This is a genomic window from Gammaproteobacteria bacterium (assembly GCA_029862005.1).
Lineage (GTDB): Bacteria > Pseudomonadota > Gammaproteobacteria.
Window position 1 is genome coordinate 1 of sequence record JAOTYD010000010.1, and the last position, 20,765, is coordinate 20,765.

The 20,765-nt window shown below is 51.1% G+C and carries 21 protein-coding genes and 3 tRNA genes; 18 read left to right on the top strand and 6 right to left on the bottom strand.

Translation table 11 applies throughout. The features are described 5' to 3' along the window. Nucleotides 1-8 precede the first annotated feature (8 nt). From OES20_08495 to OES20_08530, 8 genes are all read left to right on the top strand, one after another. On the top strand, nucleotides 9-584 hold the full coding sequence (locus OES20_08495; GenBank protein ID MDH3634732.1) for a uracil-DNA glycosylase: 576 nt from the start codon (nucleotides 9-11) through the stop codon (nucleotides 582-584). Next, nucleotides 581-2,410 (top strand): excinuclease ABC subunit UvrC, encoded by a 1,830-nt coding sequence (uvrC, locus tag OES20_08500; GenBank protein MDH3634733.1) that lies wholly within the window; start codon nucleotides 581-583, stop codon nucleotides 2,408-2,410. Before OES20_08495 ends, uvrC begins: the two co-directional genes overlap by 4 nt. An 18-nt stretch (nucleotides 2,411-2,428) precedes the next feature. Beyond that, on the top strand, nucleotides 2,429-2,989 hold the full coding sequence (gene pgsA, locus OES20_08505) for a CDP-diacylglycerol--glycerol-3-phosphate 3-phosphatidyltransferase (GenBank protein ID MDH3634734.1): 561 nt from the start codon (nucleotides 2,429-2,431) through the stop codon (nucleotides 2,987-2,989). 61 nt (nucleotides 2,990-3,050) lie between these two features. Further along, nucleotides 3,051-3,126, top strand: a tRNA-Gly gene (locus OES20_08510). Between the two features lie 99 nt (nucleotides 3,127-3,225). Then, nucleotides 3,226-3,299: transfer RNA gene (locus OES20_08515), tRNA-Cys, on the top strand. Nucleotides 3,300-3,306: 7 nt separating this feature from the next. Next, nucleotides 3,307-3,394 (top strand) — tRNA-Leu (locus OES20_08520). A gap of 418 nt (nucleotides 3,395-3,812) precedes the next feature. After that, nucleotides 3,813-5,174: a hypothetical protein gene (locus tag OES20_08525; GenBank protein MDH3634735.1), complete on the top strand. Its 1,362-nt coding sequence runs from the start codon at nucleotides 3,813-3,815 to the stop codon at nucleotides 5,172-5,174. 380 nt (nucleotides 5,175-5,554) lie between these two features. Further along, nucleotides 5,555-6,736, top strand: coding sequence for a TauD/TfdA family dioxygenase (locus OES20_08530; GenBank protein MDH3634736.1), 1,182 nt, complete (start codon nucleotides 5,555-5,557; stop codon nucleotides 6,734-6,736). A 61-nt stretch (nucleotides 6,737-6,797) separates the two neighbouring features. Here OES20_08530 and OES20_08535 read toward each other — a convergent pair whose 3' ends face one another. The 4 genes from OES20_08535 to OES20_08550 all read right to left on the bottom strand — a co-directional run bounded on the left by OES20_08535 (nucleotide 6,798) and on the right by OES20_08550 (nucleotide 8,584). Further along, a complete protein-coding gene (locus OES20_08535; protein ID MDH3634737.1) occupies nucleotides 6,798-7,112 on the bottom strand; it encodes a hypothetical protein in 315 nt (104 codons plus the stop codon). 168 nt (nucleotides 7,113-7,280) lie between these two features. Continuing rightward, nucleotides 7,281-7,712 (bottom strand): hypothetical protein, encoded by a 432-nt coding sequence (locus tag OES20_08540; protein MDH3634738.1) that lies wholly within the window; start codon nucleotides 7,710-7,712, stop codon nucleotides 7,281-7,283. Then, a complete protein-coding gene (locus tag OES20_08545) occupies nucleotides 7,712-7,900 on the bottom strand; it encodes a carbon storage regulator (protein MDH3634739.1) in 189 nt (62 codons plus the stop codon). The genes OES20_08540 and OES20_08545 overlap by 1 nt, the downstream gene beginning before the upstream one ends. A gap of 123 nt (nucleotides 7,901-8,023) precedes the next feature. Beyond that, on the bottom strand, nucleotides 8,024-8,584 hold the full coding sequence (locus tag OES20_08550) for a DUF2889 domain-containing protein (GenBank protein ID MDH3634740.1): 561 nt from the start codon (nucleotides 8,582-8,584) through the stop codon (nucleotides 8,024-8,026). 81 nt (nucleotides 8,585-8,665) lie between these two features. On the opposite strand from OES20_08550, the gene OES20_08555 reads away from it, so the two are divergent. Beyond that, nucleotides 8,666-9,556, top strand: coding sequence for a DMT family transporter (locus OES20_08555; protein MDH3634741.1), 891 nt, complete (start codon nucleotides 8,666-8,668; stop codon nucleotides 9,554-9,556). Between the two features lie 8 nt (nucleotides 9,557-9,564). On the opposite strand, the gene speB is transcribed toward OES20_08555, so the two are convergent. Next, nucleotides 9,565-10,515 (bottom strand): agmatinase, encoded by a 951-nt coding sequence (gene speB / locus OES20_08560; GenBank protein ID MDH3634742.1) that lies wholly within the window; start codon nucleotides 10,513-10,515, stop codon nucleotides 9,565-9,567. Between the two features lie 83 nt (nucleotides 10,516-10,598). On the opposite strand from speB, the gene def reads away from it, so the two are divergent. The 9 genes from def to OES20_08605 all read left to right on the top strand — a co-directional run bounded on the left by def (nucleotide 10,599) and on the right by OES20_08605 (nucleotide 19,409). Further along, on the top strand, nucleotides 10,599-11,150 hold the full coding sequence (gene def, locus OES20_08565; protein MDH3634743.1) for a peptide deformylase: 552 nt from the start codon (nucleotides 10,599-10,601) through the stop codon (nucleotides 11,148-11,150). Further along, entirely contained in the window at nucleotides 11,140-11,778 is a 639-nt protein-coding gene (locus OES20_08570) for a formyltransferase family protein (GenBank protein MDH3634744.1), read from the top strand. Before def ends, OES20_08570 begins: the two co-directional genes overlap by 11 nt. Before the next feature lie 279 nt (nucleotides 11,779-12,057). Beyond that, nucleotides 12,058-13,359: an adenosylmethionine--8-amino-7-oxononanoate transaminase gene (gene bioA / locus OES20_08575; GenBank protein MDH3634745.1), complete on the top strand. Its 1,302-nt coding sequence runs from the start codon at nucleotides 12,058-12,060 to the stop codon at nucleotides 13,357-13,359. Nucleotides 13,360-13,401: 42 nt separating this feature from the next. Continuing rightward, entirely contained in the window at nucleotides 13,402-13,731 is a 330-nt protein-coding gene (locus tag OES20_08580) for a hypothetical protein (GenBank protein MDH3634746.1), read from the top strand. Nucleotides 13,732-14,041: 310 nt separating this feature from the next. Further along, nucleotides 14,042-15,427 carry a class II fumarate hydratase gene (locus tag OES20_08585; GenBank protein MDH3634747.1) on the top strand — a complete coding sequence of 462 codons (1,386 nt, stop codon included), beginning with the start codon at nucleotides 14,042-14,044 and terminating at the stop codon, nucleotides 15,425-15,427. 73 nt (nucleotides 15,428-15,500) lie between these two features. Beyond that, nucleotides 15,501-17,456 (top strand): transglycosylase SLT domain-containing protein, encoded by a 1,956-nt coding sequence (locus tag OES20_08590; GenBank protein MDH3634748.1) that lies wholly within the window; start codon nucleotides 15,501-15,503, stop codon nucleotides 17,454-17,456. A 17-nt stretch (nucleotides 17,457-17,473) separates the two neighbouring features. Continuing rightward, nucleotides 17,474-18,073, top strand: a complete 600-nt coding sequence (locus OES20_08595) for a glutathione S-transferase family protein (protein MDH3634749.1) — start codon at nucleotides 17,474-17,476, stop codon at nucleotides 18,071-18,073. A gap of 95 nt (nucleotides 18,074-18,168) precedes the next feature. Beyond that, a complete protein-coding gene (locus OES20_08600; protein MDH3634750.1) occupies nucleotides 18,169-19,062 on the top strand; it encodes a fructose bisphosphate aldolase in 894 nt (297 codons plus the stop codon). 26 nt (nucleotides 19,063-19,088) lie between these two features. Continuing rightward, nucleotides 19,089-19,409: a DUF4156 domain-containing protein gene (locus tag OES20_08605; protein MDH3634751.1), complete on the top strand. Its 321-nt coding sequence runs from the start codon at nucleotides 19,089-19,091 to the stop codon at nucleotides 19,407-19,409. A gap of 71 nt (nucleotides 19,410-19,480) precedes the next feature. Here the strand turns inward: OES20_08605 and OES20_08610 are convergent, their stop codons facing one another. Next, nucleotides 19,481-20,701: a HisA/HisF-related TIM barrel protein gene (locus OES20_08610; GenBank protein ID MDH3634752.1), complete on the bottom strand. Its 1,221-nt coding sequence runs from the start codon at nucleotides 20,699-20,701 to the stop codon at nucleotides 19,481-19,483. Nucleotides 20,702-20,765 lie beyond the last annotated feature (64 nt).

Below are 20,765 nucleotides of genomic sequence, written 5' to 3' on the forward strand. Positions count from 1 at the left end.
CTTACCGGATTGAACAAAAGCATAGATTTCCCGAATACCGCTGTTTGCCGGTTTCAGCATTTGGCGATCCCAGTGCGCAGCTGCTGATAGTCGGTCTCGCGCCGGGATTACACGGGGCTAACGCGACCGGGAGGCCTTTCACGGGTGATGCATCCGGTGATCTGCTGTTTGCAACCCTGCACAAGTTCGGCTTTGCCAGCAGCCCGGTTTCGCACAGCTGCGACGACGAAATGCAGCTAATCGATTGTCGAATTACCAATGCGGTCAAATGTGTCCCACCCGGAAACCGGCCAAGCGGAACTGAGATTGATCGCTGCTCCGGTTATCTCCGATCTGAAATTTCGGCCCTGGCACCCGGTTCCATTTTACTGGCACTCGGCACGATTGCACACCGCGCATCACTGAAAGCACTGAAACTGACCCAGGCACGCTATCGGTTTTACCAGCAGGCCGAATATGATTTACCGGATGGCCTGAAGCTGATTGACTCGATTCATCCCAGCAAATACAACCAGAATACCCGAAGGATCACTGCGCACATGTTTGAAGCGACCTTCGATCGAATCAGGCTGATACTGCAATGAACCAGCGGCAGCATTTCGATCATAAAGGTTTTCTGGCCACGGTCAGCAGTAAACCCGGTGTCTACCGCATGATCGACCGAAACGACAAGGTGATCTATGTCGGTAAAGCCAAGAACCTGAAAAAGCGGCTCTCCAGTTATTTTCGCAAAACCGGTTTATCAACCCGCATCATCTCACTGGTTAATAACATCGGTTCAATCGAAGTCATCAACACGCGCACCGAAAGCGAAGCACTGCTGCTGGAAAACGATTTAATCAAGAACCTCAATCCGCGCTACAACATCCTGTTTCGTGATGATAAAAGCTATCCTTACATCTGCCTCAGTAACCATGACTTTCCACGCCTGACCGTTTTCAGGGGCAAACCCGATAAACGCAAGGGGACATTTTATGGCCCGTTCCCGAGCGCCGGGTCGATTCGATATACCATCAACCATGTGCAGCGCATGTTCCAGCTGCGTAATTGCGAAGATTCTGCACTGTCGAATCGCACCCGCGCGTGCTTACAGTATCAAATCAAGCGTTGTACCGGTCCCTGCGTCGGACACACGGACAAGGAAAGTTATCGTTCGCAGATCGAACAGGCGCAGATGTTTCTCGAAGGTAAAAGCGACGAGCTCATCGACCAACAGATCGAACTCATGGAAAAATACTCGTCCGAACTCGATTTCGAACAGGCGGCACAGGTTCGCGACCGCATCGAAACCTTGCGGCGGGTTACCGAAAAACAGTTTGTCACCGATTTCAATGGAGACATTGACATCATCGCCTGCGAATTGCGCCAGGATTTCAGCTGTATCCAGTTGTTCATGATTCGCAATGGTACGTCGCTCGGCAACAAAGCCTTTTTTAATCGTGCCAAACTTGATACCGATGCGCCGAGTCTGCTTGAAACCTTCATCATGCAACATTATTCCAATCACCCGGCCCCGGGAGAGATTATCGTCAGCCATGATCTCGAAAACGTCGAATTGCTTGCCGACTCTTTACATCTGCTCAGTCATTCGCGGGTCAGGATAACGCACCGGGTTCGCGGTAAACGCCAGCGCGCACTGGAGAGTGCAATCAACAACGCGAAACAGGCACTGGAAAGCTACCTGCTTTCAGCGAGCTTGCTCAGCAAGCGATTTCAGAACCTGGTCGAAATTTTACATCTCGAAGCGCCTCCCGAGCGTATCGAATGCTTCGATATCAGCCATACCATGGGTGAATCGACCAAGGCGTCCTGCGTCGTGTATGGCAGGGAGGGCCCCATAAAAAGCGAATATCGACGTTACAATATTAAAGATATCACGCCGGGTGACGATTACGGCGCGATGCGCCAGGTACTGGAACGCCGATACAGCAAGCGCCAGAATTCTCCCGAACAACTACCTGACCTGATTTTAATCGATGGCGGAAAAGGCCAACTCGGCATAGCACTGGACGTGCTGGAGTCGATGAATATACCGAACATCAAGGAAAATCTAAGGGTTTTCGGAATCGCCAAAGGTGTCGAGCGACGCGCCGGTTACGAAGACATCATCGACGAAGAGATGTCATCCCTAAATTTTTCGATGGATTCGCCGGCACTGCTGCTGATTCAGCAGATTCGTGATGAGGCGCATCGATTTGCGATTACAGGACATCGCCAGGCCCGCGCAAAAACGCGGCGCAAATCCAGGCTCGAGGAAATTCCGGGTATCGGCGTAAGAAAAAGGCAGCTGTTACTGAATACCTTTGGTGGATTACAAGGCGTGCAGGCTGCCGGGGTCGAGGAACTGATGCAAATCAAGGGCATTAACCGGGAGACCGCTCAGGCGATTTATGATAGGTTCCACGGTTAGACCGTTGACTGGCGAGCCATGAAAATAACCTTGCCCACCGCGATTACGCTGTTTCGAATTGTCCTGATTCCGCTTTTCGTCATTGTGTTTTATTTACCTTTTGGCTGGGCTAATGTCGCCGCAACTTTGATTTTTGCAATTGCCGGTATAAGCGATTGGGTGGATGGATTCCTGGCCCGTTCAATGCAGCAGGAATCGTCGTTTGGTGCTTTCCTTGATCCGGTAGCTGACAAATTGATGGTTGTCGTGATTATCGTTGTGCTGGTGGAGGCTCACCCGAGTATTTACATGGTCTTACCATCGGTTATCATTGTCGCCCGGGAGATATCAATTTCTGCTTTGCGTGAATGGATGGCACAACTGGGCAGCAGTACTACGGTACAGGTATCGTTCATTGGCAAATCCAAGACGGTTGCACAGATGCTGGCACTCGGTTTCATGATATTTTCTGAGCCGTTCATGGATTTACCTATCTTTGAAATAGGCCTCTGGATTTACTATGTCGCGGCATTGTTGACCATTGTTTCGATGATGATTTACCTGCGCGCGGCCTGGCCTGTGATAAGCCGACATGGATGACAGGACCCGCAGGGAGCTGGCTTGACAGCTAAGGGTGAATCTATAGAATAACGGCTCTTTTGCGGGAATAGCTCAGCTGGTAGAGCACAACCTTGCCAAGGTTGGGGTCGCGAGTTCGAATCTCGTTTCCCGCTCCAGTTTTCATGCCTCGATTCGATCGGGGCTTTTTTTGGCCATCGCTATTCAGTAAAGTAGCATGTCCGGGGCTCTTCGTTAGGCGGAAAAGCCTTTTCATTGGCTGGGTGGCAGAGTGGTTATGCAGCGGCCTGCAAAGCCGTGTACGGCGGTTCGATTCCGCCCTCAGCCTCCATTCATTTGCCCGGATGGCGAAATTGGTAGACGCAAGGGACTTAAAATCCCTCGACCTTAACGGTCGTGCCGGTTCGACTCCGGCTCCGGGCACCACCTACAAAACCAATATTAACAAGCACTTATTTCTTAAACCTCATGTAACATTTAGATTGGATTTGTTTCCAATATTTTTATTTAAATCCAGTACTACCCAATACCGCGGATCGTAAAAAGGCTGAAATTGATAACATTGGTCAACAGTTTGTATTCGGGTTTTGTTGAATTCCCAAAATACTTGCGCGAGTTTCGTGCGAGTATCGTGGTATGTCTGTTTCTGGCGATAATGGGACATTCACGGGCACAAGATTGTAGTCCTCCTGACAAAAGACTAGAAGGATTGCCCATCCTCGAGGTCACAATCGACAACAATGACATCTTCGATCTAGAGCAAGAAGATCAGAATTTATGGATTCACAAATGGGCTAACAAACTTCATATTAATACGCGGAAAAAAACAATCGAGGAACAGCTGTTGTTCGATCCTCAGGACGGCTATAACCAGCAACTGATAAATGAGACCGAGCGCCTGTTACGTAACCGGAATTATATCCACGACGCAGAAATCACCGCGGAGGAAGTTTGCGGAAAAGGTGTGAAACTGACGGTCGCAACCACTGACAACTGGACTTTAACGCCAAGCATCACAGTCAGTCGGTCTGGCGGGGAGACACGTACGGCTTTCGAAATCGAAGAGTCAAATCTGCTAGGACTGGGAACCGAAATTAAGATCCTGTCGGAGTCCGATGAGGAGAGGGACTCAGATGCTTTCGTCTACAGGGACATCAACTGGTTAGGGAATCTCAAGACCTTGAAACTGGAGCTTGCAGACAATAGCGATGGCCACGTTTACGAGGTGGACCTGGCGCGCCCATTTATAAAACAGGATTCAAAATACGCCTGGTCGATATGGCCCTCTTCGATTGAAAGAGAGAACCCGATTTACGAACAGGGTGACGAGGTGGCAAAAGTGGGGGAGATGAACGATTCGCTGCTGTTGAGTTATGGATGGTCTGACGGTCTGGTCGGTGATTCGGTTTCAAGGTATCGCCTGGGGTGGTTTGCCAACAGGCTGAGGTATAACACGGTTGATGATCCGAATATAGAACTACCGGAAGATGTAGACAAGAGTTATCCCTTTATCGAGTATGAGCATTTGAATGTTAAATATGTAGAGAGAATTAATTTCCGGGTGATGGGCATAACCGAGGATATCAAGTTGGGCACCAGTATGAGAACCAGAATCGGGTGGAAGGACGCGGCCTACGAATCGACACAGGAAGGTTATGTACTGGAGTTCGATTATAGTTTAGGCAACTTTATTTCAACGCATACCCTGGGACTTTTTGATCTGAGGTTGAGCCATGAATCTAACAAAACGATCGACGACACCGGCCGAATTGTGATGCGAGGGCAGCTATACAATTTTCGGGGTGTAAATGACAGTTACGTGTTTAGCAGCAGGCTGGAAGCGGCGCAAAATCCCGAACTATTTGAACGGATTGAGGTCGGTGGTGATTCCGGGTTGAAGGGATATCCGGTTCGGTTTCAGAATGGGGAGCGAGCATTCACGCTTTCCGCGGAACGGCGGGTATACTTCAACGTGTATCTCTGGCAACTGTTTAAATTTGGATTTGCAGTATTTGCGGAAGCCGGCTCGGCCTGGGACAACGGGGAAAATCCGATCTGGCTTAGTGATGTTGGAACCGGTCTACGCCTGGTATCGACCCGTCAATCCAACTCCAAGGTTCTGCATATCGATATCGCCTTCCCGCTTAGTGAGAAAGAGGACATTGATGATTACCAGCTTTTCGTCAGGGCAAGAACCGAATTTTAGCAGCGACGCTATTGCAGATCGACCAAATCAGTCAGGTTCTCGATTTCGATCGTAGGCTCGATTCTCCAGAGATCTAACACCGCGTTGGTCGCTTTAAATCGACTGGGATCATATCGCCGATGGTATGCCAAGGGCAGAATTCCCGACTCAGTCTTCGAAGTAAAGCTGGATACATCTCCATGTTAATTCGCCAAAGCCGCTGTTTTTTTATAAGGTATGAGGTCCGCTTTCAGTTGCGGTTTCAACCGGTCGATAGCTGACCCTCATCTGTAAAATTCGAGTGTCTGCTCTTTGATTGTCCAGAAGGAATTACATGCCAGACAGAGATTAACTTTTCAGTTAAACTTACTTTACCTTTGGGCGATTCGATAATTCTACGGTTGAATTCATCCCCCAACACTGACCATTCCACAAGAAAGCCTCTTTCGATTGAGAAGATTGAAAGACATAAGCGCTGCATAACAATTATCTGGCAAGATGGGCGGCAAAGTGAATTTCACCACCTGTGGTTGCGTGACAATTGTACCTGCCCGCAATGTGGTGACCGCAGTGGTGGCCACCGCTACCTGGAACTCGGAAATATTGACCCGGAAATTACGCCCGACGAAGTTAGGCTAAGTGCGACTGGATCCCTTCAGATCCACTGGAAGGGTGACGGTCATATCACCACTTACTCACCCGCCTGGTTACGCGAAAATTGTTATTCGTGCGAGGCCATCGCTGAGCGACGAGGCCAATCGAAGCTGTGGTACTCGGCACTTAACGGCCATATCCCCGAATGGAATTACAACGAGGTTGTCGCCGATGAATCGATTCGTCTGCAAATGTTTCAGCGTATTGATGATTATGGTTTTGTTATCCTCAATGCGGTTCCGACACACCAGGACGAGATCGAACGGCTGGCGGCAGTGTTCGGATTTATTCGTCAGACCCATTATGGGCGAGTATTTGACCTGATTTCGACACTGCAACAGCGTATCCTGGCGCAAACCTCACATGCTATCCGTCCTCACAACGACGAGTTGTTTCGCAATCCAATTCCGGGTCTGTTCATGATGCATTGCCTGCAGGCCAGCGAATGCGGAGGCGGTGCGTCGATCCTGGTCGACGGATTCAACGCGGCTCACAAGTTGCGAACCCATAATAAGAATCTATTTGACCTGTTATGCGAGGTCCCTATACCGCATCGAAGATTTCTCTTAGACGACGTGGACGATGTAGCCCTGGCGGCGAACTGGCGTACCATCGAATTGAATCGACATGGTGATATCGAAGCGGTTCACATCAATGAACGAACCATGGCACCCCTGGATACGACGGCAGAACTGATCGAACCGGTTTACCGGGCGCTACGGGAAATGCTGTCACTGGTTTACGACGCAAAAGCCTTCGTGCAATATCGACTGGAGCCAGGGCAGGCCGTCGTCATGGATAATCATCGCGTTTTGCATGCCCGCACGACATTCAACGGTAATCGGCACATCCGGCAGTGCCACGTGGATCGGGACGAGTTTTTTAGCCGGCTGCGTGCGTTACGCCGTCGCAGGGATAACGAGGTTTAATCTCGATATTAAAACCTGCTGGAGATCCACGATCGTTAGGTGAGGCCAATAACGACAGATATTACTGGGTCGTAGCGTCTTCGCGGATCGTTTCGACGCAAGTCCAGCCCCAGGAACCCAGCTTTTCAATGAATTCGTTGGCTTTTGCGTCACAGTAGGAACCATCGTTTTGTGCATTCCAAAGAATCTGGTCTTCGACGCCTTCGGTCAATTTCTTGTAAACGACCTGGCAGGGGGCCGGCGACGGTCCCAATCTCTCTACGTGCACTTCCCGAACGTCGTTGCCAAAACGGCAGCTCCAGGAATCTGCATATGCACTCAGTGGCGTTAGCAATGTGATTAAAAGTAGCAGTTTATTTCGATCGAGAAGTGTCATCTCACATCCTCCAGTATAGATTCACTATTTTATGCGCCCGCTCTACCGCGGACAACGTTCAGGACAGGCTAATTTAACTTAGCTCATAATTGAGAAAATTTCATTAGAGAATAATATTCCGGGCGATTGTAATCTATTTCGGTTTCGAATATCGAGTCAGCTCGAAAATCAATGTGACTTACTGCGTTTTGCCATCCATGCCCGTGCCAGTTTTTGTGCTTCAGCTACCTGATTCGGGCTCATTATCCGGGTTAACTTTTCAAGCTGAATCCTGGCCTTGTGATGCCCTTGTGCCGAGGCAACATTCAACCACAAATGCGCCCGGCAATAATCCTGTAAAACGCCCGTGCCTTTGATATGCATTAAACCCAGGTAGTACTGGCTGACAGCACAACCCCCGCCGGCCAGCTTGACAAAGTCCTTGTATGCGCGGTGATAAGATCCCGCAATGAAGGACTCGAAGGCATGATTGAATCTTTTCCTGCTGCTGTCCTCGATGCCTGTCGCACCCATGACCTCGTACCAGTCGCCGGCAGTTGCGGAGGGTATCTGCAGTAATTGGCCCACTTCTTTGTCTACGCTGTGGTGATTGGCAGCCATCAGATTTCCGTATGTTGTAATAGATCAGTTTGCCGATGTGGGGAATGCGTATCTTCGCCGCGAATTTGAATACCTTCGGGAACATCGATCCCAAGCACCACCTGGCCCTGTTTGTTGTTGATAACAGTTACCCTGATAACTTCATCGATGATGACAGATTGATGATTTGTACAGCCTAGCACCAGCATAGTGCTCCTCGCTTCCGGAAACCCTCCGAGAGAATATATCGCTTATAGCCGCGGCAAGTATGTGACCGGCTTCTCGTTAATATCGAACTGCGTTATGAAAGCTACCAACCAATATGGAACAGTCTAATCACGGTTATCGGCCTGGTAGAGTTCCGGCCATTGCAGCTTCACCACGGGACTGTCTGCGGCGTAGGTATGGCAGGTGTTGAGAAACCCGTTCGAACCAGCTTTCGCTTTACCTTCACCGCGCTTCATTTTTGCACTGACGATAGTCTGGATCGCGGTCGTTGCGATCGGCCCAAGTAGTTCAGTCAAGTGGGTGCAGCCTTTGTTGCTCCCCATGGCCCGTTTCGATTTGTCGGTCCATCCCGGGGCAATCTTGAGACCAACCAGATTTTTGGCAAGGGTTATGACTGATTTACAGTAGTTGTAAGGTGATGCGTCGATCACGGCGTCGACCTCGAGCACTTCAAGTTCGAGATTAACGGTCAGGCGAATCGACATGTCATGCAAGGCCTCATCCGCCTCAATCCAGCCACCCCGATCCCTGTTTTTGAAACGATATGGCTTGGTGTCGACGATGCGTCCCTCGATGTCCCACAACTCATCCTCACGTTGATAGCCATGACAGGTAACGACACGGGTATGTGTCAATTTGCGTTTTGCAGGGCTGGTTAATGGCACGGCATTTCTCCAGACGTCGAATTTTACTGATTAAAAAACACCATGACATTATCATGCAGTATTAAATTGGGACACCCATCAATGCATAATTCTCACCATATTGTGAAAATGAGCGATCGCGGTAAAGGCATCCTGATGTCGCTGGGTGGCGTGTTCGTATTAAGTCCGGACAGTCTTTTGATTCGGTTGGCGGCACTGGATGATTTCACGCTGATATTCTACCGGGGGCTGTTTCCAGTATTTGCGATCAGCCTGATTCTCTGGATTTACTATCGCGACCGATTCGTGCCGGTGCTACTGGCGATCGGTTGGGCCGGCATCCTCAACGCTATCCTGTTTGCATCCGTAAACATCACCTTTATTACCGCAATTCAAAAAACCTCCGTTGCAAATACCCTGCTGTTTCTGTCCTCGGCGCCAATTTTTGCCGCGATCCTGTCACTCGTGGTATTGCACGAGAATCAGCGTCTTACGACCTGGCTGATTATCGCCTTGTCATTGCTCAGCATCTTTATTATCGGTTGGGGCAGCTATGGAAATGCCAGCCTGGTCGGTGATTTTTTTGCCCTGGGTTGTGCCGTTTTTACTGCCTGCAGTGCGGTCCTGGTGCGTTACCGGAAAGACATCGACCTGGTGCCTTCGGTCATCATTGGCAGCTTTTTCACGACCTGCTATGCATTCGCCCAGTCACCGGACCTGGCAATCTCCTCCATGCAACTGGTTTACCTGGGTATCATCGGCTTTATTCTTGTGCCTTTTGCTTTCATCGTTCTGACCATCGCGCCACGTTACGCCAATTCGGCAGAAGTCCAGCTGGTTTATCTGCTGGAAAGCATACTGGGCCCACTTTGGGTATGGTTGGTGATCAAGGAGACACCCTCGCTCAACACTATTGTTGGCGGCAGTATGCTGTTGATTTCGGTCGCATGGTTTGCGCACCACACCATCAGGGAAGAAACGCGGCTGGTGTAACGACGAATTTATTTCTGGCAGGCGACCAGATTCACCATTTCAAACGCGATTGTCGCGGCCGCGAGCGACGTTATCTCCGCATGATCATAAGCGGGAGCCACTTCAACCACGTCGGCAGCCACCAGGTTCAAGCCCTGCAGGCCGCGAATAATACCGACCAGTTCACGACTCGTAATACCGGCAATCTCGGGCGTTCCGGTACCCGGCGCGTGCGCGGGATCCAGTACATCGATATCAATTGACAGGTATAACGGCAGATCTCCAACCCGTTTCCTGATGCGTTTGACCACGTGCTCGACACCATGCGCCTCCAGTTCATCGCAATGCACGATCTTGAATCCAAGCTCCTTGTCTTTTGCGAGGTCATCGGGGCTGTATAGCGGACCACGAATCCCGACATGCATCGACGCATCATCGTTAAACAAACCTTCCTCGGCGGCGCGCCTGAAAGGGGTACCGTGCGTGTAGGGCGCGCCGAAATAGGTATCCCAGGTATCGAGGTGTGCATCAAAATGTACCAGTGCAACCTGGCCGGCCACCTTGTTTACCGAGCGCAGCAGGGGCACCGCGATGGTGTGATCTCCTCCCAGGCTTACGATAACAGGCGCTTTATCGTAAAGCGCATCGGCGGCGGCCTCGATTTGCGCGATCGCCTCGTCGATATTGTAGGGATTGCAGGCTACATCCCCGGCATCGGCAACCTGAATCGTCTTGAAGGGCTCAGTATCATAGGCCGGATGGAAATTGGTACGTAAATGGCGTGACGCCTGCCGAATGGCCTGGGGGCCAAACCGGGCTCCCGGTCGATAGCTGGTACCCGAGTCGAACGGGACACCGAGTATCGCAACATCGCAATAGGGAACGTCGCGCAGCTCCGGCAACCGGCAAAAAGTCGATGGGCCCGCGTAGCGAGGGACAACGGTTCCGCTAACGGGTTCTATCGGGGGTAATTTCGCCATCTATTTTCCGGCCTGGATCAGCGGATTTGTTATATCACTGATATCTGGCACAATCAATCAGACTCAAACCAAAGGTTAACCGGGTGGCGATCAGAAGCATTTTAAAAATGGGGGACCCGCATCTGCTAGAAGTATCGGCGGAGCTCGATCCAATAGACCCTGCAATCCTGGAACCGCTATTGCAGGATATGTGGGAGACAATGTCCGATGCAAACGGAGCGGGGCTAGCAGCACCTCAAATCGGGGTTATGCAACGTATCGTGATTTTCGGGTACCAGACCAATCCTCGTTACCCTGACGCTCCACCAATCCCGGAGACTGTACTGATAAATCCGGTCATCACACCAATTGGCGAAGTTCAGGAGGAAGGCTGGGAAGGGTGCCTCAGTGTGCCTGGAATGCGCGGTATCGTGCCGCGTTATCGTGACATTCGATACCAGGGCTACGATCAATATGGCAGCAGGATCGATCGGGAGGCATCAGGCTTTCATGCGCGCGTGGTACAACACGAATGCGATCATCTCGATGGCATACTTTATCCATTTCGAATCACGGATCTGCGCCACTTTGGATATATCGACACCTTGACGGAAAAAGGTCTATTGGAGCTTCAACCCTGCGACGATGAGCCCTGAAATCGATACGCCTGGTAATAATCGCTTTGCGTTACTCGCCAGCGGGGCCAATTTTTCCTGTGAAGTGCTGCAAGCGTTGCAACGGCTGCATCATCCACCGGGTTTACTGGTACTGCCGGAGTATCCCCCCGCTCATCCGGTATCTAAGCCCGTAAACGACCTGATCGCAGCTAGCCCCAACCGCCGAATCCTGGCGTTGGGGGAGGGTATCGAAACCGCCTACGCTCCCGTCGGTAAACAGGCGGAATTAAGCAGGTTAATCCGGCAAGGTACTTTCGATTTTTTACTGGTAGCCTGCTGGACTTACCTGATCGGTGACGCTTTGATCAAGAGTCCCCGCAAGGCCGCTCTCAACCTGCACCCGTCGTTGTTGCCTGAATTTCGCGGCCCGAATCCCATCGAGCAACAACTTGCCCAGCAAACCCACAGATTCGGGGTAACCCTGCATCTGCTTAACGAAACTTTCGACCAGGGAGATATTGTTGCCCAGGCGGAACTGACCGATATCGGCAGGAGTCCGGATTCCTTGCACCTCGAACATCGATGCGCGTTACTCGGTGCCGAATTATTTATCGACGCCATGAAAGAGCACCAACGGGGATGGAATCCGGTGCCGCAACGGGCTTAAGTATTCGCAGCAGACCTGGATCATAATCTCATGCCGGTTCGATATAATGGCCTCTGAGGGTCACGAAGATCATTGCAGGTTGAATTACCGGGTACTTTTCAACCTGACTTTTCATATACTTTCGACTGCGATCGCCGGGCGCTTTCCGTTGGCATAAAAAATACTCAATATTATTATTAATCAATAACTTATGGAAACTATTTATAAACTACTCGAATTAACTACTGACAGGTATTAGCCGATGAATATGGACCTTAATTTACCTCTTCTGTCGAGAGCATCACCGTGACGAGTGCTTCGCTCGACGCCCAGATTGCCATCGATCGTAAGCACATCTGGCATCCCTATAGCGCCATGCAGAGCGAGTTACCCATGTTTCATGTCGCGTCAGCCGAGGGTGTATACCTGCATCTATCAAGCGGTAAAAAACTCATTGATGGAATGTCTTCCTGGTGGTGTGCCATCCATGGCTACAATCATCCCCGACTGAACCAGGCGCTGGAACAGCAGTTGCGGCAAATGGCGCACGTGATGTTTGGCGGCCTGACCCACGAACCTGCGATTAGACTGGTTGATAAGCTGGTGCGGCTTACGCCGCAGGCTTTGCAATCAGTCTTCCTTTCTGATTCAGGATCGGTTGCAGTAGAAGTCGCACTTAAAATGGCGATCCAGTACTGGAACGCGAAGGGTGAAACCGGTAAACAACGCTTTGCGACTTTACGCAACGGCTACCACGGTGACACGATGGGCGCAATGTCGGTTTGTGATCCCGTAACCGGTATGCACAGTCTGTTTAACACGGTGCTGGCACCGCAATTCTTTGTCGATCGCCCAAACTCCAGATATGGCAGCACCTGTAATGAGAGCGATGCACGGGCGCTCGAAAATGTGTTGCAAAAAAATCATGCACAGATTGCCGCGCTGATTCTGGAACCCATCGTACAGGGAGCCGGGGGCATGTATTTCTACTCCGCGGAATACCTGCAGCGTGCACGCGAGCTTTGTGATCACTACCGGGTACTGCTGATCGCAGACGAAATCGCAACCGGGTTCGGGCGCACCGGAAAACTGTTTGCCTGCGAACACGCCGCGATTACACCCGACATCATGTGTATCGGGAAGGCCCTGACCGGGGGCTACATGAGCCTCGCTGCAACACTGACCACGACCGAAATCAGTCACGTAATTGACAACGGAGATCCCGGCGTGTTTATGCACGGGCCGACCTTCATGGCCAACCCGTTGGCATGCGCGGTTGCCGACACAAGTATCGAGTTGCTGCTGGAGTTTGACTGGCAAGCGCGTATTGCTCAGATCGAATCAAAATTGGCGACACTGCTCGCACCTTGCCAGGACCTGACCCAGGTAGCCGAGGTTCGGTGCCTGGGCGCAATAGCTGTCATTGAGATGAAACAGCCCGTGGATATGGCTGCAATGGTACCCCGTTTCGTCGAGGCCGGTATCTGGGTGCGACCTTTCGGCAAGCTGGTATACCTGATGCCGTCTTACATCATTTCGGATGATGAACTACAAGAACTCTGCGAATCGTTGGTCAGTATTGTTGCAGAACAGGCCGGTTAAGGTATTGATAAACTGGTCGATACAGTCAAAGCGGAGGTAGCAATGAAGAATTCCCTGTTCCTGACCCTGTTGTTAACGAGTTTGCTGTTGTCCGGTTGCGCCGAACCACCACTGGTGATCGGACAACCTGTTGCGGGCACCCACAGCCAGCAAGTCACTATTTACTATATCGATCGACCCGACTGTAATTTCGAGACGCTGGCTCATATTCGCGTAACCGGCGGTTACTTTTCACTCAAATCGATGCTTGCAAAAATGCAAAAACAGGCTGCCGGAGTCGGCGCCGATGGATTGTACGTGCTGCAAACACAGCAGCTGGGTGTGAAGGAGTACCTGGGAACTGCAAAGGCTATCCGTTGCCTGCCTGCCTAGCAGCCAGATTTATCTAGCTTTCTTCTTCATCGTCGTCCTGTTGTTCGCCCTCCTGGGCTTCGTCTTGCAGAACCTTGTCTTTTTCCTCGGGGGTTAGCACTACTGTATCTTCGTTGCCCATCGTAATCTCCTCGGCAGGATAGGATATGGCCTGGTAAGCCGTTAAATATTAGCAAATTATAGTTCAGTTCAAGCGTTTTTGTAGTACTGCATGGTATAAACTCGAGACGGGAGTATCTTCCGCCCCAGACGCATAAATACACAACCCAAGTGTTACAATCAGGCTAATTTCAGGTATTAGTAACACCACATGAGCAAAAAGAAAATCAAGGTCACCGATAGCATGGGCTCGGTAGAGATTCCCGCCGACGCGCTCTACCGGGCCCAAACCCAACGCGCCCTGAACAATTTCAGGATTAGCAGCCTGAAGTTGCCGCCATCGATGACACGGGCCCTGGCGCTGCTCAAGAAAGCCTGTGCCGAAACCAACCTCGACCTGGAAAAGATCGGTCAGCCGCTCGCCGAGGCGATTAAACAGGCTGCGGACCTGGTTATCTCCGGTCAACACGATGATCAGTTTTCGGTCGACGTTTTTCAGACCGGCTCCGGAACCAGTAGCAATATGAACGTGAACGAGGTTATTGCAACACTCGCCTCGACCCGGGCCTTGAAGGTACATCCAAATGACCATGTCAATATGGGACAGAGTTCCAATGACGTATTTCCATCGGCGATTCATGTTGCCGCTGCCATACAAATCCATGAACAACTGCTGCCATCTATACAAATGCTCGAAACCGCGCTCAACGAACGCCTGCAGCAGCACCAGAAAACAATCAAGACCGGGCGCACCCACCTGATGGACGCGATGCCGATAACCGTGGCACAGGAAATTTCAGGCTGGGCATCGCAGATAAAGAATGACCGCTACCGCATTCAAACCGCGCTGGGCAGGCTACAGCAGCTTGCAATCGGCGGAACGGCGGTCGGCACAGGAATTAATACGACCGCTGATTTCGGTCAACGCGTGTGCGCAAAACTCCACGCGAGTACCGGTATTCGATTCATCCAAATGGAGAACCTCTTCGAGGGCCTGAGCGCCCAGAACACGACGTTGGAAGTCAGCGGTCAACTGCGCGTACTGGCGACTTCACTGACCAAGATCTGCAATGACTTGCGCTGGATGAACTCCGGCCCATTAACCGGACTGGGAGAAATCCAGTTGCAGCCTTTGCAACCGGGCAGTTCAATTATGCCGGCCAAGGTCAATCCGGTGATTCCCGAAGCCGTGCTAATGGCGGCTGCTCATATCATCGGCAACGACTGCACCATTGCACTGGCAGCACAGTCCGGAAATTTCCAACTGAATGTCATGCTGCCGGTGATCGCTTACAACCTGCTGCAAAGTATCGAGATCCTCGGCAACGCGATGCAACACCTGTCAAAAGCGATTGAAACCATGTCGATTAATGATGAAATCATGGCGCAAAACCTGTCTTTCAACCCGATTCTGGTAACCGCTTTAAACCCGATTATCGGATATCAGAAATCGGCCGAGATCGCAAAAGCCGCGCTTGACCAGAATCGACCTATACTTGAAGTAGCCATAGAAATGACCGATATCGACGAAGCCAGCCTGAGACAATTACTCGATCCGGCAAACCTGGTTAAAAATCACCAGGAAGACACCGATTGAATTGCTTGCTTAATTGATATTTTACTTTTAAAATTTCATCTAAATAAATGAATTTTAAGGATTTATGATGCCAATGGCATTTGTAAATATCGGAATTGTCAGCAGGGCCGCAAGCGTTGGAATATTCTTTTTTCTGATTGCTGTTGTGATCAGTCCCCAACTGCATGCGAGCGCCAGTATCGAGCAGCAGCGAAAGCTGTTTCGCGAGGCTTCGGCTGCGCTGGAACGCAATCAAATTAATCGGTTCAACCGGCTGCTGAAACAACTGGGTGAGTACCCGGCTGCACCTTACCTGAAATACGATGCTTTCAGGCGCAATGCAAGTCGCATAAAACCAGCGCAAGCCGAGAAATTTTTCCAGCACTACAGCGAATTCCCGTTTGTTTACCACGCGCGTGCAAAATGGCTTAACGTGCTTGCTAAAAGACGGGATTGGGATAACTACCTGAATTTTTTTGACAACCGGGAAAATACCGAGCTGCGATGTCTCGCGTTCCAGGCGCGACTTGACCTCGGTCAGCTTGATGGACTCCTCGATGAAATTTCCGAGGTCTGGTTGCGTGGTTATTCGCAGCCCTCGCAATGCGACCCGGCATTTGCCTACTTTCTCAAAAACCATGATCAGGTAGAGCAGATGGTCTGGTTACGTATCGAAAAGGCATTCAAGGCTCGCCGACCAAAGCTGGCGCAATACCTCAGTAAACAACTGGACCAGCAGGGCAGGGCCACGGTCGAAACCTGGTATCGGGCCCATCGACGTCCGGAACAATCTCTTAAAAAACTGGCCGATGCTGAAGACACGGACCGCAACCGGAGCATTATCACTCATGCGATTGACCGTCTCGCGCGTAAAGATAGCCTTAAGGCACTCGAACTCTGGAACCTGATTCGCGATGATTTTGCATTTGACGAGGAGCAAAGGAATCAAAGCCAGTTGAGAATTGCGCTATCCGCGGCTTACCAGCATGAGCCAGAAGCACGCATATTGCTTTCCGGGCTCGATCCCAAGACCATGAATGAACAGGCTTATCTCTGGCTGGCGCGTATCCAGTTACGCAATCGTGACTGGTCGGGTTTACTCGACACGATCAACCGGATGCCAGCGCATTTACAGCTCGAAAACGAATGGCAATACTGGTTGTCTCGCTCGATGGAGGCTGAGGGTCAACTCGTGCAATCACTCTCTCTGCTCGAGCAATTATCGGACAAGAGCAGTTACTACGGTTTCCTGGCCGCCGACAAGCTGAAGCGCGAATACCGCATTGAGCAGGAAAATGCCGCTAACGCCGAGATTGACGAGGATGAGATGCTGGCAGTGAATCCACACATGTTGCGCGCGCGGGAGCTTTTTTATCTTGATCGCCTCGTTGATGCCAAGCGCGAGTGGTTTCAGGCGTTGCGCTACCTCGACCAGGATCAGATAAAACAGGCGGCTACCCTGGCCTCGAGATGGCAGTGGCACGACAGCGCGATTCGTACGGTTGCCAAAACCCCGCACCGTAATGACTTCAGCCTGCGATTCCCGACGCCTTACAAACAGCAGGTGTTTGAACATGCACAGGCCCGCGATCTTGATCCATCCCTAATTTACGGCGTCATGCGCCGTGAAAGCCTGTTTGATCCGTTGGCCAGGTCGAGGGTCGGTGCGCTGGGATTGATGCAGCTAATGCCGAGCACCGCACGCCGGGTTGCCCGGTCTCTCGGGATGAAACGTCCACGCAAATCGGACATCTTGCATGTCGAAAATAATATCCGCCTCGGTACTCACTACCTCAGAACGGTCATGAATCGATTTGATAATAATGTCGCTCTGGCCGCGGCAGCATACAATGCGGGACCAAAAAACGTGAAACGTTGGCTGCCGAGGAATTCGGTCATGTCAGCGGATTTATGGATCGAAACGGTTCCATTCAAGGAAACCCGGAATTACGTACAGGCGGTGTTGGCCTACTCGACGGTGTTCGATAAATCCCTGGGTAAAAACACCTTGATGTCCAGTCGCATGAATGATATCAAAACCGAGTATTAATCCAGATACTCGACTCGATGACGATATACGGCGATACCTATTCCGGAAATTGCTACAAACTAAAACTTATCTGCGCACTGCTCGCGATCGAGCATGAATGGATTTCTGTGGACATCCTGAAAGGTGAAACTCGCACCGAATATTTTCTTGCCCTGAATCCCAGTGGCCAGATTCCGGTCTGCATCACCTCGACCGGAGACGTTTTAACGGAATCCAACGCGATACTTTATTATCTCGCGCGTGATAGCCACTACTGGCCGCAGGACAGGCTTGCACAAACACGCGTCCTCGAGTGGCAGTTTTTCGAACAATACAGTCACGAACCGACGATCGCAGTTGCCCGGTTTATCAAGTTTTACCAGGACATGCCGGAAAATAGAAAAGCAGAATACCAGGCCAAGCTGAAGGCAGGCTATCGTGCGCTCGATATCATGGAAAAACGGCTTGAAAAGAACGACTACCTGGTCGGCGATAATTGCAGTACTGCCGACATCTCGTTATTTGCCTATACCCACGTGGCTCCGGAGGGTGGATTTGAGCTATCGAAATTTCCCGCTATCACAGCCTGGATCGGGCGAATCGAGGGACTCGACGGCTTTGTTTCGATGAGTGGCTGACCTAAGTCAATTGTATTAAAAAATCACTGTGTTTATACTTCCGCGCTATTGGTAAAACGTGTTTTTATCCACCCAACCCGGAATAAATCTAAGCCGTGAGAAATTTCAAACAACAACTCGATAAAATCAAGAACGAACCCGGATTCATCGCAGCGCTGGACCAAAGCGGCGGCAGTACGCCGAAGGCTCTGGCAAATTACGGTGTCGGGGCCGATGCCTACAACAATGACGATGAAATGTTTGCCGTTGTCCACCAAATGCGCAGCAGAATCATAACCAGCCCTGCATTTAACGGGGACCGGATCATGGGAGCCATCCTCTTCGAGAATACCATGGACCGCGAAATTGAGGGACAGGCAACGGCCGATTACCTGTGGAACGTGAAGCGGGTGGTGCCGTTTCTCAAGGTCGACAAGGGACTGGCTGACGAGCAGGACGGTGCCCAGATCATGAAGCCAATGCCAGCGTTGGACGAGTTACTGGATAAGGCGACACAGAAGAATATATTCGGCACCAAGATGCGCTCGGTTATAAAAACCGATAATGCGACCGGTGCAAACGCGGTGGTAGAACAACAATTCGAAATAGGGCGCCAGATACTCGCCGCCGGATTAGTACCCATTATCGAGCCGGAAATTGATATAAACAGCCCGCAGAAAAGAGAGGCCGAGGATTTGCTTAAGACGGCCCTGCTAAAACAGCTTGACCAGCTCGAGGTCGATCAGCAGGTGATGCTCAAGTTGACGTTGCCAGAACAGGATAATTTTTATGCAACCTGCATCGATCATCCGAACGTGCTGAAGGTTGTCGCGCTCTCCGGCGGCTATTCCCGCGAAGAAGCAAATCAGCGCCTTGCCAGGCAAAACGGAATGGTAGCGAGCTTTTCACGCGCGCTCAGCGAAGGTTTAAGCGCACAGCAAAGTGACGGCGAGTTTAATAGTGTTCTGGATGCTTCGATTGAAAGCATATTCCAGGCATCCAATACCTGATCCTAGACCAGAGAAGATAACCAGAGATGAAAATAAAACTATCGATCATTGCCGCGACAATTCTACTCAGTGCCTGTTCCTCGCTGAAGCTGACAACAGGGGGGCAGAAAGTACGCGTCCTCGATCCGGCTGAAGTTGGAAGCTGCCGTGAAATGGGCCGAACAAATAATTCGGTAACCGCGAAAGTTATTGTAGAGAGGAAGGAAGAGGCGGTCGCAAAAGAGTTACGCATACTCGCTCGCAATAGCGCGGCTCGCATGGGTGGTGACACGATTGTGCCGCTGACAGTCATCGAGGCGGGCCAGCAGACTTTCATGGTTTACAAGTGCGTCAATCCTGACGGTTAGCGACCACACTTACTAATCCCAGATTTTTTATCCTTAGCTGGAACGGAAGCGGGGGACGCTGTCTCCCGGCTTCATTGATTCTGCACCATGACGCGTGTCGCCAGAGTATGCGATATTTCAGCATGCGTCTTGGTAACCTCATCGCCCGGGGTAAAATAAATCAATTCGTCACACATGGCTTCAAACCGCTGCTGGCTGGGCCCCTTGACTGGTTGATCCGAGGTTACCCCGTAGATAAATTTGCCACGCGCCCGGGCAAAGCCGCATTCGAAACCCGTCCAGGCCTCGGCCTCGACACCCTCCAGGATCACAATCACGATATCCGCCCGGTCGAGTTCGTTCTCGTAACAGGCCTGTATTTCCCGCTGCGACATATTCTCGATATCAATATCCAGATCGTGTTGGGGAATTAATACCTCCATGTAAGGATTATCCTCGGTGATCATATCGCGCAACTCGAGGTTCCATACCCGGGCCGCCTGTGAGCTGTTGTAGGCGGCAAGATACGCCCTGACGCCATGATGGATACCCATATTGACGTTGTGTGTAATCGATTCGGGCTCGAGATTGGTTTCCTTTTCTGCGGCAATCTGCAATGCATCCCTGAGCTCGATTTCACCGGTCATCAACGCGTGGCTGACGATTGCACCATTGATATTCGGCAGGTAGCGGTGTTTCGCGATATCGTCGAGTGTTCTAACGGTACCACTGGCATAAACCGGGATCGAAACATCGTGGCTGAGTTGTTCCGTCAATGCCAGAACCTCGTCAAACTCGGAATCTAGCCGCTCGGTGCCCTTGTGGATAACCCCGGCGATCCCGGTCATCTGCAGATCACGTATCAAATCCTGCGGTTGGAATGCAGTTTGCGTCTTCCAGCCGTCGATCATGACGTAACCACCACGCGTGGCCAGGTGCACGATGATTCCACCTGGATGACGACTCGCTGCCTCAACTACCAGCGGGGAGTCGGTAATCGCGATGGTCCCGAGAACAACGCGAGCTGCGCCCGCTTCGAACCAATCATTGATCTGGGCCAGGGTTCTAATGCCGCCCGCGATCTGGATCGGAATGTCGGTTTCGTTCAGCAGCTCTTTGATCAGCTTGTAGTTGTTTTCAGGTTTCGATCTGGCGGCGTCGATATCGACTATTTGCAGCATCTGGGCGCCCTCAGCGACAAACTTCTGAACCGCCTGGCGCGGCGAGATATCGTGGACGATGTCGTCACCCTCGATAGCAGCACGGGTGATTACCTTTCCATCCTGAATCTGAATCTCTGGTATTATTATCATTGCGATACTTCCCGGGATACGATGCCGCGCATTATATCAAATAGTATTGCGGCAGGGATGAACA